This is a genomic window from Mycobacterium sp. 050272 (assembly GCF_039023525.1).
Taxonomy (GTDB): domain Bacteria; phylum Actinomycetota; class Actinomycetes; order Mycobacteriales; family Mycobacteriaceae; genus Mycobacterium.
Genome location: NZ_JBCHKV010000005.1, coordinates 366,184 through 380,279 on the forward strand (window position 1 = coordinate 366,184; position 14,096 = coordinate 380,279).

General features: G+C 65.9%; 13 protein-coding genes and 2 tRNA genes. 3 read left to right on the top strand and 12 right to left on the bottom strand.

Annotated features, from left to right (window positions below):
- Positions 1 to 26 precede the first annotated feature (26 nt).
- The 5 genes from mobA to clpX all read right to left on the bottom strand — a co-directional run bounded on the left by mobA (position 27) and on the right by clpX (position 6,470).
- Positions 27 to 623 carry a molybdenum cofactor guanylyltransferase gene (gene mobA, locus AAHS21_RS13670; RefSeq protein ID WP_342928191.1) on the bottom strand — a complete coding sequence of 199 codons (597 nt, stop codon included), beginning with the start codon at positions 621 to 623 and terminating at the stop codon, positions 27 to 29.
- Positions 624 to 634: 11 nt separating this feature from the next.
- A complete protein-coding gene (locus AAHS21_RS13675) occupies positions 635 to 1,729 on the bottom strand; it encodes a 2-oxoacid:ferredoxin oxidoreductase subunit beta (protein WP_342928192.1) in 1,095 nt (364 codons plus the stop codon).
- Positions 1,726 to 3,669: a 2-oxoacid:acceptor oxidoreductase subunit alpha gene (locus AAHS21_RS13680; RefSeq protein ID WP_342928193.1), complete on the bottom strand. Its 1,944-nt coding sequence runs from the start codon at positions 3,667 to 3,669 to the stop codon at positions 1,726 to 1,728. The genes AAHS21_RS13675 and AAHS21_RS13680 overlap by 4 nt, the downstream gene beginning before the upstream one ends.
- A gap of 271 nt (positions 3,670 to 3,940) precedes the next feature.
- Positions 3,941 to 5,140, bottom strand: coding sequence for an MFS transporter (locus AAHS21_RS13685; protein ID WP_342928232.1), 1,200 nt, complete (start codon positions 5,138 to 5,140; stop codon positions 3,941 to 3,943).
- A 49-nt stretch (positions 5,141 to 5,189) separates the two neighbouring features.
- The gene (gene clpX / locus AAHS21_RS13690) at positions 5,190 to 6,470 is read right to left on the bottom strand and encodes an ATP-dependent Clp protease ATP-binding subunit ClpX (RefSeq protein ID WP_036470433.1); all 1,281 of its coding nucleotides are present in this window, start codon (positions 6,468 to 6,470) and stop codon (positions 5,190 to 5,192) included.
- Between the two features lie 288 nt (positions 6,471 to 6,758).
- Here clpX and mmuM point away from each other — a divergent pair, with 288 nt between their 5' ends.
- Positions 6,759 to 7,661, top strand: coding sequence for a homocysteine S-methyltransferase (gene mmuM, locus AAHS21_RS13695; RefSeq protein WP_342928233.1), 903 nt, complete (start codon positions 6,759 to 6,761; stop codon positions 7,659 to 7,661).
- A 19-nt stretch (positions 7,662 to 7,680) separates the two neighbouring features.
- Here the strand turns inward: mmuM and clpP2 are convergent, their stop codons facing one another.
- The 4 genes from clpP2 to AAHS21_RS13715 form a co-directional block, all read right to left on the bottom strand.
- Complete coding sequence (gene clpP2, locus AAHS21_RS13700; protein ID WP_096289341.1) at positions 7,681 to 8,325, bottom strand: ATP-dependent CLP protease proteolytic subunit ClpP2; 645 nt, start codon at positions 8,323 to 8,325, stop codon at positions 7,681 to 7,683.
- Positions 8,322 to 8,912 (bottom strand): ATP-dependent Clp protease proteolytic subunit, encoded by a 591-nt coding sequence (locus AAHS21_RS13705; protein ID WP_096441443.1) that lies wholly within the window; start codon positions 8,910 to 8,912, stop codon positions 8,322 to 8,324. The genes clpP2 and AAHS21_RS13705 overlap by 4 nt, the downstream gene beginning before the upstream one ends.
- A 126-nt stretch (positions 8,913 to 9,038) precedes the next feature.
- On the bottom strand, positions 9,039 to 10,430 hold the full coding sequence (gene tig / locus AAHS21_RS13710) for a trigger factor (RefSeq protein ID WP_342928194.1): 1,392 nt from the start codon (positions 10,428 to 10,430) through the stop codon (positions 9,039 to 9,041).
- A gap of 40 nt (positions 10,431 to 10,470) precedes the next feature.
- Positions 10,471 to 10,547: transfer RNA gene (locus AAHS21_RS13715), tRNA-Pro, on the bottom strand.
- A 134-nt stretch (positions 10,548 to 10,681) separates the two neighbouring features.
- Here AAHS21_RS13715 and AAHS21_RS13720 point away from each other — a divergent pair.
- Together AAHS21_RS13720 and AAHS21_RS13725 are read left to right on the top strand one after the other, a co-directional pair.
- Positions 10,682 to 10,752, top strand: a tRNA-Gly gene (locus AAHS21_RS13720).
- Between the two features lie 31 nt (positions 10,753 to 10,783).
- On the top strand, positions 10,784 to 11,974 hold the full coding sequence (locus AAHS21_RS13725; protein WP_342928195.1) for a serine hydrolase domain-containing protein: 1,191 nt from the start codon (positions 10,784 to 10,786) through the stop codon (positions 11,972 to 11,974).
- Positions 11,975 to 12,092: 118 nt separating this feature from the next.
- Here AAHS21_RS13725 and AAHS21_RS13730 read toward each other — a convergent pair whose 3' ends face one another.
- The 3 genes from AAHS21_RS13730 to AAHS21_RS13740 all read right to left on the bottom strand — a co-directional run bounded on the left by AAHS21_RS13730 (position 12,093) and on the right by AAHS21_RS13740 (position 14,064).
- A complete protein-coding gene (locus AAHS21_RS13730) occupies positions 12,093 to 12,893 on the bottom strand; it encodes a DNA-formamidopyrimidine glycosylase family protein (RefSeq protein ID WP_342928196.1) in 801 nt (266 codons plus the stop codon).
- A 1-nt stretch (position 12,894) separates the two neighbouring features.
- Positions 12,895 to 13,374 carry a ribose-5-phosphate isomerase gene (locus AAHS21_RS13735; protein WP_342928197.1) on the bottom strand — a complete coding sequence of 160 codons (480 nt, stop codon included), beginning with the start codon at positions 13,372 to 13,374 and terminating at the stop codon, positions 12,895 to 12,897.
- A 69-nt stretch (positions 13,375 to 13,443) separates the two neighbouring features.
- Positions 13,444 to 14,064 carry a DsbA family protein gene (locus tag AAHS21_RS13740; protein ID WP_342928198.1) on the bottom strand — a complete coding sequence of 207 codons (621 nt, stop codon included), beginning with the start codon at positions 14,062 to 14,064 and terminating at the stop codon, positions 13,444 to 13,446.
- Positions 14,065 to 14,096: the final 32 nt, after the last annotated feature.

Genomic DNA, 14,096 nt, shown 5'->3' on the forward strand with positions numbered 1-14,096 from the left:
GAATGGCGAAAACTCGCCGAGGCGCGTCAGGCGCCGGGGAGCACCAGGGCGCGGAGCTCGGCGTCGGTGTTGACGTTGGTCAACGCGCGCGAATCCGGCAGCACGATCTGCTGGGCGTCTGAGGCGTCGATCAGCGCGCTCATCCTGCGCTCGCCGGCGGCCACCAGTGCATCGATGCGGTCGGCAAGAGCGGTGCGGTACACCGCAGCCAGGAAGTGGCTGCGGCCGTCCCAGGGCACGACCACTTCGGCGTCGGTCTTGGTGGCGAGCGCCATCAGCTCGTCGATCAATTCCGGTGTCAGCAGCGGCATGTCGACCGCGCAGACGAAGGCGAATTGGGCACCCGCCTCCGCGGCAGCGCGCAGTCCTCGCCCGGTTGCCGGCAGTGGCCCCAGTCCCTGGATCTCGTCACGGATGACATGCGCCGTCGCTAGCGTGGGCAGCGGTTGGCCCGGGGCGGCGACGACGAATACCGGCTCGCAGCGCTGCGCCACGACACCGACGACATACTCGGCCATCGTCGCGGCTCCGCCGGGGCCCGGCAGGGTGGCCTTGTCGCGGCCCATGCGCCGCGATTCGCCCCCGGCGAGTACTACTGCGGCCAAGGACACTGCATCGGACACGAGCGCTGCCCTTAGTCGACGGTCCAGGTGTCACGCCCGCGCAGGAGAGACTGCAGCGCGGCCGAGTCGTACGCAGTGGCGGCCCGGGCCGCGGTGACCTGAGCGCGGGCCGCGTCGTCGTAGGTGGGCCGCGAGACATCCCGGAAGATGCCCAGCACGGTGTGATCGAGGTTCTGGTCCGACAGCCGCGACAGCGCGAACGCGTAGGCCGGGTCGTCGGTGTGCGCATCGTGCTTGACGATCTCCTCGACGGCCACGTCGGCGGTCTTGGCGGCCTCGAGGCTGAAGCCCGACTTCACCACGCAGTATTCGCCGTTGGCGCCGAACACAATTGGGTCACCGTGACGCACGTTGATCACGCGGTCCTCGGCTCCCTCTTTACGCAGCGCGTCGAACGAGCCGTCGTTGAAGATCGGGCAGTCCTGCAGGATCTCGACCACCGCGGCCCCGCGGTGCTCGGCGGCACCGCGCAACACCTCGGTCAGCCCGGCGCGGTCGGAGTCCAGCGCCCGACCGACGAAGGTCGCCTCGGCGCCCAGTGCCAACGACACCGGGTTGAACGGGTGATCCAGGGAACCCATCGGCGTCGACTTGGTGATCTTGCCGACCTCGGACGTCGGCGAGTACTGGCCCTTGGTCAACCCGTAGATCCGGTTGTTGAACAGCAGGATCGTGATGTTGACGTTGCGACGCAGCGCGTGGATCAGGTGGTTGCCGCCGATCGACAGCGCGTCGCCGTCGCCGGTGACGACCCAGACCGACAGGTCCTCGCGAGAAAGTGCCAGGCCGGTCGCGATCGCCGGCGCGCGGCCGTGGATCGAGTGGAACCCGTAGGTCTCGAGGTAATAGGGGAAGCGGCTGGAGCAGCCGATACCGCTGATGAACACAATGTTCTCGCGGCGCAGGCCGAGGTCCGGCAGAAAGTTGCGGATCGTGTTGAGGATGACGTAGTCACCACAGCCCGGGCACCAGCGGACCTCCTGGTCACTAGTGAAATCCTTGCCCTTCTGCGGCTGATCGGTGGTGGGCACACCATCGTTCTTCTTCAACCTCGGAGTCAAGCCGAGGTCCGTGCCCGCCAGGTCGCCAGCGATCCCGCTCGTCATGCGTTAGCTCCAACCGTTGCTGCCGCCATTCTGGCGACCATCGCTTTGTCTTGCTCGATCTCGGCCAGGGTCCCGGCCAGGGCCGCGCGGATGAGCCGCCCGACCTCGTCGGCGAGGAAGGCGACGCCTTGCACCTTGGTGACCGACTGCACGTCGACCAGGTACTTGGCGCGCAGCAGCATCGCCAGCTGACCCAAGTTCATCTCCGGTGCCACCACCCTCGGGTACCGACGCAGCACGTCGCCGAGGTTGGCGGGGAACGGGTTGAGATAGCGCAGGTGGGCGTGGGCGACCTTGATGCCCTTGCGCCGCGCGCGCCGGCAGGCTTCGCCGATCGGGCCGTACGAGCTGCCCCAGCCGATCAGCAACAGCTCGGCATCCCCGGTCGGGTCGTCGACTTCCAGGTCAGGCACCGAGATCCCGTCGATCTTGGCCTGGCGCAGCCGAACCATCAAATCGTGGTTGACCGGCTCGTAAGAGATAGCGCCCGAACCGTTTGCGGCCTCCAGGCCGCCGATCCGGTGCTCCAGACCCGGCGTGCCCGGAACGGCGAACTGGCGGGCCAGCGTCTCCGGGTCCCGCGCGTAGGGCTGGAAGGGCTCGTCGGGCTTGGCGAAGGTGTGCGTGATGGGCTTCAGCGTCGAGACGTCGGGGATCTTCCACGGCTCCGAGCCGTTGGCGATCGCGCCGTCGGACAACAGGATCACCGGCGTGTGGTACGACACCGCGATGCGCACCGCCTCCAGGGCGGTCTCGAAGCAGTCGGACGGCGACCGCGGCGCCAGCACCGCCACCGGTGACTCGCCGTTGCGGCCATAGAGCGCTTGCAGCAGGTCGGCCTGCTCGGTCTTGGTGGGCAGGCCGGTCGACGGTCCGCCTCGCTGCACGTCGATGACCAGCAGCGGCAGTTCGGTCATCACGGCCAGGCCGACCGCCTCGGACTTCAGCGAGATACCCGGCCCGGAGGTGCTGGTCACACCCAGCGCGCCGCCGTACGAGGCGCCGATCGCGGCGCAGATGCCGCCGATTTCGTCCTCGGCCTGGAAGGTGATCACATTGAAGTTCTTGTGCCTGGACAGCTCGTGCAGGATGTCCGACGCCGGAGTGATCGGGTAGCTGCCGAGCACGACCTGAATGCCGGACAACTGGCCGGCCGCCACGATGCCGTAAGCCAGCGCGGTGTTGCCGGAGATCTGACGGTATTCGCCGGTCGGCAGGGTCGCCCGGGACACCTCATACGTGGTGCCGAAGGCCTCGGTGGTCTCGCCGTAGTTCCAGCCCGCCTTCAGCGCGAGCACATTGGCCTCTGCGACGTCGGGCTTGCGGACGAACTTCTCCCTGATGAAGTTCTCGCTGGTCTGGATCGGCCGCCCGTACATCCACGACAACAGTCCAAGCGCGAACATGTTCTTGGCGCGCTGTCCGTCTTTCTTGGACGCGCCGATCGCCTCGACGGCGCCGAGCGTCAGCGTGGTCATCGCGACGGAGTGCACCACGTAGTCGGACAGCTCGTCGGTCTCCAGCGGGTTTGCTACGTAACCGACCTTGGTCAGGTTTCGCTTGGTGAATTCGTCGGAGTTCGCGATCACCATTCCGCCGCGCGGCAGGTCACCGATGTTGGCCTTCAGCGCGGCCGGGTTCATCGCAACTAGCACGTCGGGCCGGTCGCCGGCGGTCAGGATGTCGTAGTCGGCGATTTGAATCTGGAATGACGAGACCCCGGGCAATGTGCCTGCGGGGGCGCGGATCTCGGCGGGATAGTTCGGCTGGGTCGCGAGGTCGTTGCCGAACAGCGCGGCCTCCGAGGTGAACCGGTCACCGGTCAGCTGCATACCGTCGCCGGAATCGCCGGCGAATCGGATGACGACCTGTTCCAGGCGTTGACGGTCCGCGGACCCGCCATGAGAATCTGATCCGGCTCCACTGCCGTTCAAATCCACGTCTCCGCCTTCCATTTGTTAACCGGACAGGCACACTGCCGAAGTTTCAGGTTACGCGCCGTCAAAGCGAGTCCCACGCACTTACGGTTGTATGAGACTCGTAGTACCAATTATTGCACTGGTTTTCGTGTCACAAGGACGTCCTCGGCTACGCGTACTTACCAATATCTTAAGCAAAACACGTAGTCAGCAAGGGCTACCGACGAGTACGACACAAAACTGTGGTCTTGGTCACGTCGTTGCCAATGCGTTTGTCCGCCGTAATCAATCGTTACCCAGCACGTAGTGCACGCACCGCCGTCTCGGGCATCGCGAGCAAATACAGCACGAAACCCGCACCGGCGAGGCCGCCCAGAGCCAAGAAGGCGACGTTGTAGCCGGCCGCGACCACGATGGCGCCCGCGGCGTAATTCGACACCGCGGCACCCAATCCCGTCGCCGCTGTGATCGCTCCCAGGCTGAGGTTGAATCGGCCCGTTCCATGAGTCACGTCTTGCACGACGAGAGGAAACAGCGCCCCGAAAATGCCGGCACCCACCCCGTCCAGTAGCTGTACACCGACCAACCAATACGAATTGCCCGACAGCGGGTAGAGAAAGCCGCGAGCGGTCAGAATCGCGAATCCGAACAAAAAGAGCGGCTTTCGTCCCCAGGAGTCGGCCTTGGCGCCGGCCAGATAGGCAACCGGCACCATCACCACTTGCGCCGCGACGATGCAGAGAGCCATCAGCGCGGTCCCGACTTGTTTGTTGTGCAGCGCGAGCAACTGGCCGACCAGCGGCAGCATCGCGGCGTTCGCAAAATGGAAGGCGACGACCGAGGCGGCGAAGATCATCAGCCTGCGGTTGTGCCACAGCACGCTCGGGCGTGACGGCTTGTTGTGCTCCGCACCGGGCACGTGATCCATGCCCCGGGCGACGTCATGGTCGATGGCATCGCGCGGGATGCCCAGGGTCGCGCCGATGCTGGCCGCAGCCATCGCGGCAAGCACCCAGAACACCACCGCCGGTCCGAAGAAGTAGGCCAGCCCCCCGGTAATGGCTGCGGCCGTGGCGTTTCCGGCGTGGTTGAACGACTCGTTGCGGCCGATTCGGCGCGAAAACCGTCCCTGCCCGACGATGCCCAGGGTGATCGCGGCCAATGCCGGCGCGAATACCGAGCCGGCGATTCCGGTCAGGACCTGCAGCGCCGATATTGAGTAAAAGCCGGGAAAGATCGGCATCGCCAGCGACGCGACGGTGACGGTCGAGGCACCGGCAATGATCAGGGCTCGCTTGGCGGTGGTGTTGTCGACCAGCGCACCTACCGGCGCCTGCGCAAGAATGCCGCCGACACCGCCGATGGCCATGACGAAGCCGATCGACTCCTGGTCCCAGTGGTGGGTCAGCAGCAGGTAGATCGAGAGATAGGGCCCCAGCCCGTCGCGCACGTCGGCCAGCAGGAAATTAAGCAGATCCAGCGAACGGGCCAGTCGGCGCGGAACTGCGTCGCTGGACGGTACGGGCGTGCCCGAGTCCTAGTTAGGCGCTCTTGTCGCGGCGCTCGGTGCGCGACGGCTTGCGCGGCACGATCGTCGGCAAGACGTTGTCCTGCACGGTCTCCTTGGTGACGACCACCTTGGCGACGTCGTCGCGGCTCGGGATGTCGTACATCACCGGCAGCAGCACCTCTTCCATGATGGCGCGCAAACCGCGGGCACCGGTGCCGCGGTGAATCGCCTGGTCGGCGATCGCCTCGAGCGCGTCGTCGCTGAACTCCAGCTCGACACCGTCCATCTCGAACAAGCGGGTGTATTGCTTGACCAACGCGTTCTTCGGCTCGGAGAGGATCTTGACCAGCGACTCCATGTCGAGGTTGGTGACCGAGGCGACGACCGGGAGCCGGCCGATGAACTCGGGGATCAGACCGAACTTGATCAGGTCCTCGGGCATCACTTCGGCGAAGTGGTCCGTGGTGTCGATCTCGGCCTTCGAACGAACCTCGGCGCCGAAGCCCAGGCCGCGCTTGCCGACGCGCTCGTAGATGATCTTCTCCAGACCGGCGAACGCACCCGCGACGATGAACAGCACGTTGGTGGTGTCGATCTGGATGAACTCCTGGTGCGGGTGCTTGCGGCCGCCCTGCGGGGGAACCGACGCCTGCGTGCCCTCCAGGATTTTCAGCAGGGCCTGCTGGACGCCCTCGCCGGAGACATCGCGGGTGATCGACGGGTTCTCACTCTTGCGGGCGATCTTGTCGACCTCGTCGATGTAGATGATGCCGGTCTCGGCGCGCTTGACGTCGTAGTCGGCGGCCTGGATCAGCTTGAGCAGAATGTTCTCGACGTCCTCACCGACGTAACCGGCTTCGGTCAGCGCGGTGGCGTCGGCGATGGCGAACGGCACGTTGAGCATCTTGGCCAGGGTTTGGGCCAGGTAAGTCTTGCCGCAACCGGTGGGGCCGAGCATCAAGATGTTGGACTTGGTCAGCTCGACCGGCTCGCACCGGGAGTCACGACCCTTTTCGCCGGCCTGAATTCGCTTGTAGTGGTTGTAGACCGCGACGGCCAGGGTGCGCTTGGCGGTGTCCTGCCCGATCACGTAGCCCTCGAGGAACTCCCGGATCTCAGCGGGCTTGGGGAGCTCGTCGAGCTTGACGTCGTCGGCGTCAGCCAGCTCCTCTTCGATGATCTCGTTACAAAGATCAATGCACTCATCGCAGATATAGACCCCGGGGCCCGCAATGAGTTTCTTGACCTGCTTCTGACTCTTTCCGCAGAACGAGCACTTCAGCAGATCACCGCCGTCTCCGATGCGCGCCATGGTGCCTCAGTGCCTACTTCCTGTTGCCGTACGTCTTTTAACGTGCCGCATGTATTCCCCCGACGCTACCCGTTGGATCGGGCCCGCCGCGACCATTAGCGCCGAATCGCGTCGGTGGTATTCATGCCTGTCCGAAAACATATAGCCCGACAACCCCCGTCACTGCCGCAGACGCGCTTTCCGTGTCTTTGGCGTGTCGCGGTCGTTACCCCACCGAGGCTGCTAACACCAAACGGGCTGGTTGCCAGGCCACCACCATACAGTGGCCAGGTGGGATTGGCTGGGGGAATTTTCAGGGCGGACGAATCGGTCCTGATCAGCGATGGCGGCCTGGCCACCGAGCTGGAAGCACGCGGTCACGACCTGTCGGACCCGCTGTGGTCGGCGCGGCTGCTGGCCGATGCCCCGGAGGAAATCGTCGCGGTGCATGCCGCTTACTTTCGGGCCGGCGCCGCGATCGCGACGACCGCCAGCTATCAGGCGTCGTTCGAGGGCTTTGCGGCTCGCGGGTTTGACCGCGACCGCTCCGCCGAATTGTTGCGCCGCAGTGTCGAACTCGCCCGGGTGGCGCGCGAAGCGACCGGCGCCGCCGGCCTTCTCGTCGCCGCTTCGGTCGGGCCCTATGGCGCGATGCTGGCCGACGGATCCGAATACCGCGGCCGCTACGGCCTCTCGGTTGCGGCACTGAGGCGCTGGCATCGGCCGCGACTGGAGGCCCTGGCCGCTGCGGGCGCCGACGTGCTGGCGTGCGAAACCGTGCCGGACGCCGACGAGGCCGAGGCGCTAGTGGACTTGGTGCGTACGGTCGGCGTGCCGGCCTGGCTCAGCTACACCATCGACGGGACGGCGACGCGTGCGGGTCAACCGCTCGCCGAGGCGTTCGCGGTGGCTGCCGGGGTCGACGAGATCGTCGCGGTCGGTGTCAATTGCTGCGCACCCGACGACGTGCTGGCAGCCATCGAGCTCGCATCGGCCGTCGGCAAGCCCGTGATCGTCTACCCGAACAGCGGCCAACAATGGGACGGTCACAGTTGGACCGGAACGTCGCGGTTCTCCGCCGAGCTCGCCCGGCAGTGGATCGCCGCCGGCGCGCGCATCGTCGGCGGATGCTGCCAGGTCGGGCCGAAGGACATTGCCGATGTTCGCCGAGTGTGCGCTCAGCGCGAGAAATCAAGCCGAGATTCGCAGTGAGTGCACGCTGGGCGGAAACTCATGCCGTTTGAGCGGACAGCTTCCGGTACTCGAGAACGGTGTCGATGATCCCGTAATCCTTGGCCTCTTCGGCGGTCAGGATCTTGTCCCGGTCGGTGTCCTTGCGGATGACCGAGGGCTCCTTGTTGGTGTGCCGGGCCAGCGTGGTCTCCATCAGCGTGCGCATCCGCTCGATCTCGGCGGCCTGGATCTCCAGGTCGGAGAACTGCCCCTGGATCACACCCTGCAGCGAGGGCTGGTGGATAAGCACCCGCGCGTTGGGCAGCGCCATCCGCTTGCCCGGCGTGCCGGCGGCCAGCAGCACCGCCGCGGCCGAGGCGGCCTGACCCAGGCACACCGTCTGAATGTCGGCGCGCACGTACTGCATGGTGTCGTAAATCGCCATCAGCGAGGTGAATCCGCCACCGGGCGAATTGATGTACATGGTGATGTCGCGGTCGGGGTCCAGCGACTCCAACACCAGCAACTGCGCCATGATGTCGTTCGCCGAGGCGTCGTCGACCTGCACGCCGAGGAAGATGATGCGTTCCTCGAACAGCTTGTTGTAGGGGTTGGATTCCTTGACGCCGAAGCTCGAGTGCTCGATGAACGACGGCAGGATGTAGCGCGCCTGGGGCTGGGTTTCGGGGTTCTGGAAACTCATCGGGCTTCTCCATTGGTGATGTGGGCGGCGCGGGTGATGATGTGGTCGACGAAGCCGTATTCCAGGGCCTCCTGCGCGGTGAACCACCGGTCGCGGTCGGAGTCGGCCTCGATGCGCTCGATCGACTGACCGGTGAACTCCGCGTTCAGCCGGAACATCTCCTTCTTGATGACGTGGAACTGCTCGGCCTGGATGGCGATGTCGGCCGCGCTACCGGTCACCCCACCCAGCGGCTGGTGCATCAGGATGCGGGCGTGCGGCAGCGCGTAGCGCTTGCCCTTGGTCCCCGCCGCCAACAGGAACTCGCCCATCGACGCGGCCATGCCCATCGCGTAGGTGGCGATATCGCACGGCGCCAGCACCATCGTGTCGTAGATCGCCATGCCCGCGCTGATCGATCCGCCCGGGGAGTTGATGTAGAGGTTGATGTCCTTGTCGCCATCCTCGGCGGCGAGCAGCAGAATCTGCGCGCACAACCGGTTGGCGACCTCGTCGTTCACCTCCGAACCCAGGAAGATGATGCGCTCGGAGAGCAAGCGCTCATAGACCGAGTCCGTGAGGTTGAGGCCCACCGAATTCGAACGCATATCAGTCACGACTGGGTTACCTGCTTTCTTTGCGATCTGTACTGACGACACTAACCAACCAAGCGCACCGTTTCGCGGCCACGCACCCCCGAAACGGGCGCGTTCGCTCACAGCGTCACGGTCGGATCATTCCTCGCTCGACTCTTCGGCCGCGTCGTCAGCGTCCGTAGCGTCCTCGGCTTCGGCGTCGTTCTTCGTGCGGTCCGGGAAGAACTCACTCGTGTCGATGGTGTTGCCGTCGGTGTCGGTGACGGTCGCCTTGGACACCACCGCGGCGATCGCCAGACCGCGCCGCACATCGGCGAACATGGCCGGCAGCTGGTTGTTTTCCTGAAGGTAGGAGAACAGTTGTTGCGGCTCGATGCCGTACTGCCGCGATGTGGCCACCAGTCGCTCGGTCAGGTCATCCTGGCCGACCTGGACTTCCAATTCATCGGCCAGCGCGTCGAACAACAGCTGGCGCTGGACGTCCTTCTCGACCGCGGCGCGCGTCTCGGTCTCGAACTCTTCGCGCGTCTTGCCCTGCTCGGCAAGCACCTCCACGAACTTGGCTTCGTCATGGTTGACGCTGTCGATGGCGCCGTGCATGGCGCTGTCGAACTGCTCGGCGACGATGCCTTCCGGCAGTGGCACCTCGACCTGTTCGAGCAGGGCATCCATCGCGGCTTCCTGGATCTTGCCCGCCTGCTCGGCGCGCTTGAGGTTGGCCACTTGATCGCGCAGGTTGCTGCGCAACTCCTCGATCGTGTCGAATTCGCTTGCCAATTGCGCGAATTCGTCATCCGGCTCGGGCAGTTCGCGTTGCTTGATCGTCTTGACGGTGACGGTCACCAACGCGTCCTTGCCAGCGTGTTCGCCGGTGGCCAGCTTGGCGGTGAATTCCTTGGACTCCTCGACGGACAGCCCGACGATCGCGTCATCGAGGCCTTCGATCAGCCGGCCGGAGCCAACCTCATGCGACAGGCCCTGCGCGGCGGCGCCCGGAACCTCCTCGCCGTCGATCGTCGCCGACAGGTCGATCGAGACGAAGTCACCGTCGGCCGCCGGACGGTCCACTCCGGTCAGGGTGCCGAACCGGGCCCGCAGCGACTGCAGCTCGGCGTCGACGTCGTCGTCGCTGACCGCGATCGGGTCCACCGACACCTTCAGCGCACTGAGGTCCGGGAGGGTGATCTTGGGACGGACATCGACCTCGGCGGTGAACGCGAGGTCCTCGCCGTACTCCTTCTTGGTCACCTCGATTTCGGGCCGGCCGATCGGGTGCACCTCGGTTTCGGTGACCGCCTGTCCATACCGGGTGGGCAGCGCCTCGTTGACGACCTGGTCGAGCATCTCCTCGCGGCCGAAACGTGCCTCCAGCAACTTCATCGGCACCTTGCCGGGCCGGAACCCGGGCAGCCGGACCTGCCTGGCCAGTTCCTTGTAAGCGCGCTGGAAGTCGGGCTCGAGTTCGGTGAACGGCACCTCCACGTTGATGCGCACCCGGGTGGGGCTCAACTGCTCGACGCTGCTCTTCACGGATGTGCTCCTCGTTCTTTGTTTTCGGTGGTGCGGCGCGTGGTCGGGGTGACAGGATTTGAACCTGCGGCCTTCCGCTCCCAAAGCGGATGCGCTACCAAGCTGCGCTACACCCCGCGCTGACCTCGCGATCCTACGGCGCGGCGGCGTCGGCCCACCAACGGCCTCGCAGACCTAACGAAGCGGTCACAAGGCCGCGTCGATTAGATTTGATGTTCGCCGCCAGATACAGTCACGCTCGACTAATACATGCGGGCGTAGCTCAATGGTAGAGCCCTAGTCTTCCAAACTAGCTACGCGGGTTCGATTCCCGTCGCCCGCTCCGGGTAAGTAGTGCTCCACAGAAAGGCGCCATGAGCGACCTGAAACTGGACGTGGACATTAAGGGCTCATGCACGCCGGACTTCGCGGGAGTCCGCGACGCGTTCGAGCGCAACTTTGCCGAGCGTCTGGAGCAAGGCGCGGCCGTCGCGGTGTGGGTCGACGGGGATCTCGTCGTGAACCTCTGGGGCGGCTGGGCCGACGCGGCCGGCACGCGGCCCTGGGAGCAAGACACACTGACCACGGTGCTGTCCGGCACCAAGGGCTTGTCGGCCACCTGTGTGCACCAGCTCATCGACCGCGGTGAACTGGACCTGCACGCGCCGGTCGCACGCTATTGGCCCGAGTTCGGCCAAGCCGGCAAGCAGGACATCACGCTGGCCATGGTGATGAGCCACCGATCCGGCGTCATCGGACCGCGGGTGCCGATGAGCTGGCAGCAGGTCACCGACTGGGACTATGCCTGCGCACAGATCGCCGCCGCCGAACCGTGGTGGGAGCCAGGGACCGCGCAGGGCTACCACATGACGACCTTCGGATTCATCTGCGGTGAGGTCTTCCGCCGCACGACCGGCCGCACGATCGGTCAGTACCTGCGCACTGAGATCGCCGAGCCGCTGGGCGCCGACGTCCACATCGGCCTGTCCGACGCCGAGCAACGGCGTTGCGCCGAGCGGGTCAACAAGCCGCATATGCGCGACCTGCTCACCCATATCCCCAGCGACCCGACCGCCCTCAGCGACCACCCCAAGGCGGGACTGGCGGTCGCCATGGGCTTCGCGCCCGACGACGAGGTCAGCTCCTACGACCTCGAGCTGTGGCGCCGGCTCGAATTCCCGGGCACCAACGGGCAGGTGTCGGCCCTGGGATTGGCCACGTTCTACAACGCGCTCGCCCAGGAGAAGCTGCTCAGCCGCGAACACATGGACCTGATCCGGGTATCGCAGGGCGGGCTGGAGAACGACCTGGTGCTCGGCCCCCGCGTCGCCGACCACGGCTGGGGCCTGGGTTACATGCTCAACCAGCGGTGCGTCAACGGGCCCAACCCGCGCATCTTCGGTCACGGCGGGCTGGGCGGCTCGTTCGGGTTCGTCGACCTGGAGCACGGCATCGGCTACGCGTATGTGGCGAACCGCTTCGATGCCACCAAGGCCAACGCGGACCCACGCAGCCTCGCCCTGTCCAACGCGGTGTACACCGTGCTGGGTGTCGACGTCTGCTGAGTCACCCGAGACAACCGCGCCCTGCCGAACAGATGCCGGCAGGGCGCAGTTGTCGACGGACGTGAATCAGGGGTGCCATCCGGGAGGCGGCGGCGGGTTTCCTGATAATTCGAACCCGTCACTTTTGGCAGTTCGGGCACCAGAACACGTTGCGGCCCTCGAGGACTGCCGTGCTGACCGGCCCGCCGCACACGCGGCACGCCTCGCCGGCGCGCCGGTACACATACGTGCGAGGCCGGTCGGGTGCATACGACGGTGGGCCGTGATCGTGTTCGGGGCGCACCACCACGATCTTGCCGCCCCGCAATCCGACTTTCATCAACGCGACCAGATCGGTCCATGCGGCGTCGAACTCCGCTTCACCGACCCCTCGCCCGGGTCGGTACGGATCGATGCGATGACGGAACAACAGCTCACTTCGGTACACATTTCCCACCCCGGCGATCACGCCCTGGTCCATCAGCAACGCACCAATAGGCCTGCGGGACTTCGTGATTCGGTTCCACGCCCATGCCGGGTCGGCGTCGCTGCGCAACGGATCGGGACCAAGCTTCGCGACGACGTCATTGACCTGAGCCTCGTCGATCACCTCGCACACCGTCGGGCCGCGCAGGTCGGTTCCGAACTCGGCGCCCACCATCCGCATCCGCACCTGTCCGACCGGTTCGGGAAGGTCGTCGCCGCGGTGCCATTCGGTGAAGGTGCCGTAGAGACCCAGATGCACGTGCACGATCGGGCCCCCGGCGTAGTGGTGGAACAGGTGCTTGCCCCAGGCGTTGGACTTGCGCAGCACCTGACCGTCGACCACGGACGCCGCATCGGCGAAGCGGCCCTGCGGGCTGGACACGGCGACGGGCGCGCCACCGAAGCGCCGTTGGTGCAACCGGGCCAAGCGGTGCAGGGTATGCCCTTCGGGCACCTCAAGCCTGCGCGCCGGGCACCGGCGGGGCCTGGTGAGTGCGCTCGTACTCGTCGAGAATGTCGATACGCCGTTGGTGGCGTTCGGCTTTCGACCACGGCGTGGTGAGGAAGGCGTCGACGAATGTCAGCGCCTCGTCCACGGTGTGCATCCGACCACCGATGCCGATCAGCTGTGCGTTGTTGTGCTGACGCGCCAGCGACGCGGTCTCGACGCTCCAAGCCAACGCGCACCGAGCGCCCGGCACCTTGTTGGCGGCGATCTGCTCGCCGTTGCCCGATCCCCCGATCACAATGCCCAGACTGTCGGGGTCGGCCACCGTGCGGCTCGCGGCGTCGATGCAGAAGGCGGGGTAGTCGTCCTCGGCGTCATAGGTGAAGGCGCCGCAGTCGATCGGCTCGTGTCCGGTCTGTTTGAGGTGGTCGATGACCGCTTGCTTGAGCTCGAATCCAGCGTGGTCTGAACCCAGGTAGACGCGCATGACCGCAATCCTTACCCGGCGGCCCGGGCGACGCAACGCGCGGGGTCACGCCGCCCGGCGCCAGACGGCTCAGTCGAACTCGGGCTTTTCGTGGCGCGACCGCTTGAGCTCGAAGAAGTGCGGGTAGGCGGCGAAGGTCACCGAGGCGTCCCACAGCTTGCCGGCTTCCTCGCCGCGCGGGATCCGCGACAGCACCGGCCCGAAGAACGCGACGTTGTTCACGTGGATGGTGGGCGTTCCGACGTCGTCGCCCACCGCGTCCATGCCGGCGTGATGGCTCTTGCGCAGCGCCTCGTCGTAGGCGTCGCTGTCGGCGGCGGCGGCCAACTCGGCCGGCAGGCCGACCTCGTCGAGCGCCAGCTTGATGACGTCGCCGAGTTCCTTGTTGCCCTTGTTGTGAATCTGGGTGCCCATCGCGGTGTAGAGCGGGGCCAGCACCTCGGCGCCATGCGCCTGCTCGGCGGCAATCGCCACCCGCACCGGGCCCCAGGCCCGCTTCATGTTCTCGCGATACTGCTCGGGCAGGTCTTCGCGGTTCTCGTTGAGCACTGCCAGGCTCATCACGTGGAAGTTCACCTCGATGTCGCGAACCTTTTCGACTTCGAGGATCCAGCGCGACGTGATCCATGCCCATGGGCACAGCGGGTCGAACCAGAAATCGGCCTTGTTCGCGGGGGCCTTCTCGGACATTGCGCAGTCCTCTCGCAAGAGATCGGAAACGG

What these genes read in the sequence shown, in the direction of transcription:
- clpX (WP_036470433.1), bottom strand. Translation starts at nt 6,470, where the DNA reads ATGGCGCGCATCGGAGACGGCGGTGATCTGCTGAAGTGCTCGTTCTGC.
- clpP2 (WP_096289341.1), bottom strand. Translation starts at nt 8,325, where the DNA reads ATGAGTTTCCAGAACCCCGAAACCCAGCCCCAGGCGCGCTACATCCTG.
- AAHS21_RS13705 (WP_096441443.1), bottom strand. Translation starts at nt 8,912, where the DNA reads ATGCGTTCGAATTCGGTGGGCCTCAACCTCACGGACTCGGTCTATGAG.
- AAHS21_RS13675 (WP_342928192.1), bottom strand. Translation starts at nt 1,729, where the DNA reads ATGACGAGCGGGATCGCTGGCGACCTGGCGGGCACGGACCTCGGCTTG.
- AAHS21_RS13725 (WP_342928195.1), top strand. Translation starts at nt 10,784, where the DNA reads ATGAGCGACCTGAAACTGGACGTGGACATTAAGGGCTCATGCACGCCG.
- AAHS21_RS13735 (WP_342928197.1), bottom strand. Translation starts at nt 13,374, where the DNA reads ATGCGCGTCTACCTGGGTTCAGACCACGCTGGATTCGAGCTCAAGCAA.
- AAHS21_RS13740 (WP_342928198.1), bottom strand. Translation starts at nt 14,064, where the DNA reads ATGTCCGAGAAGGCCCCCGCGAACAAGGCCGATTTCTGGTTCGACCCG.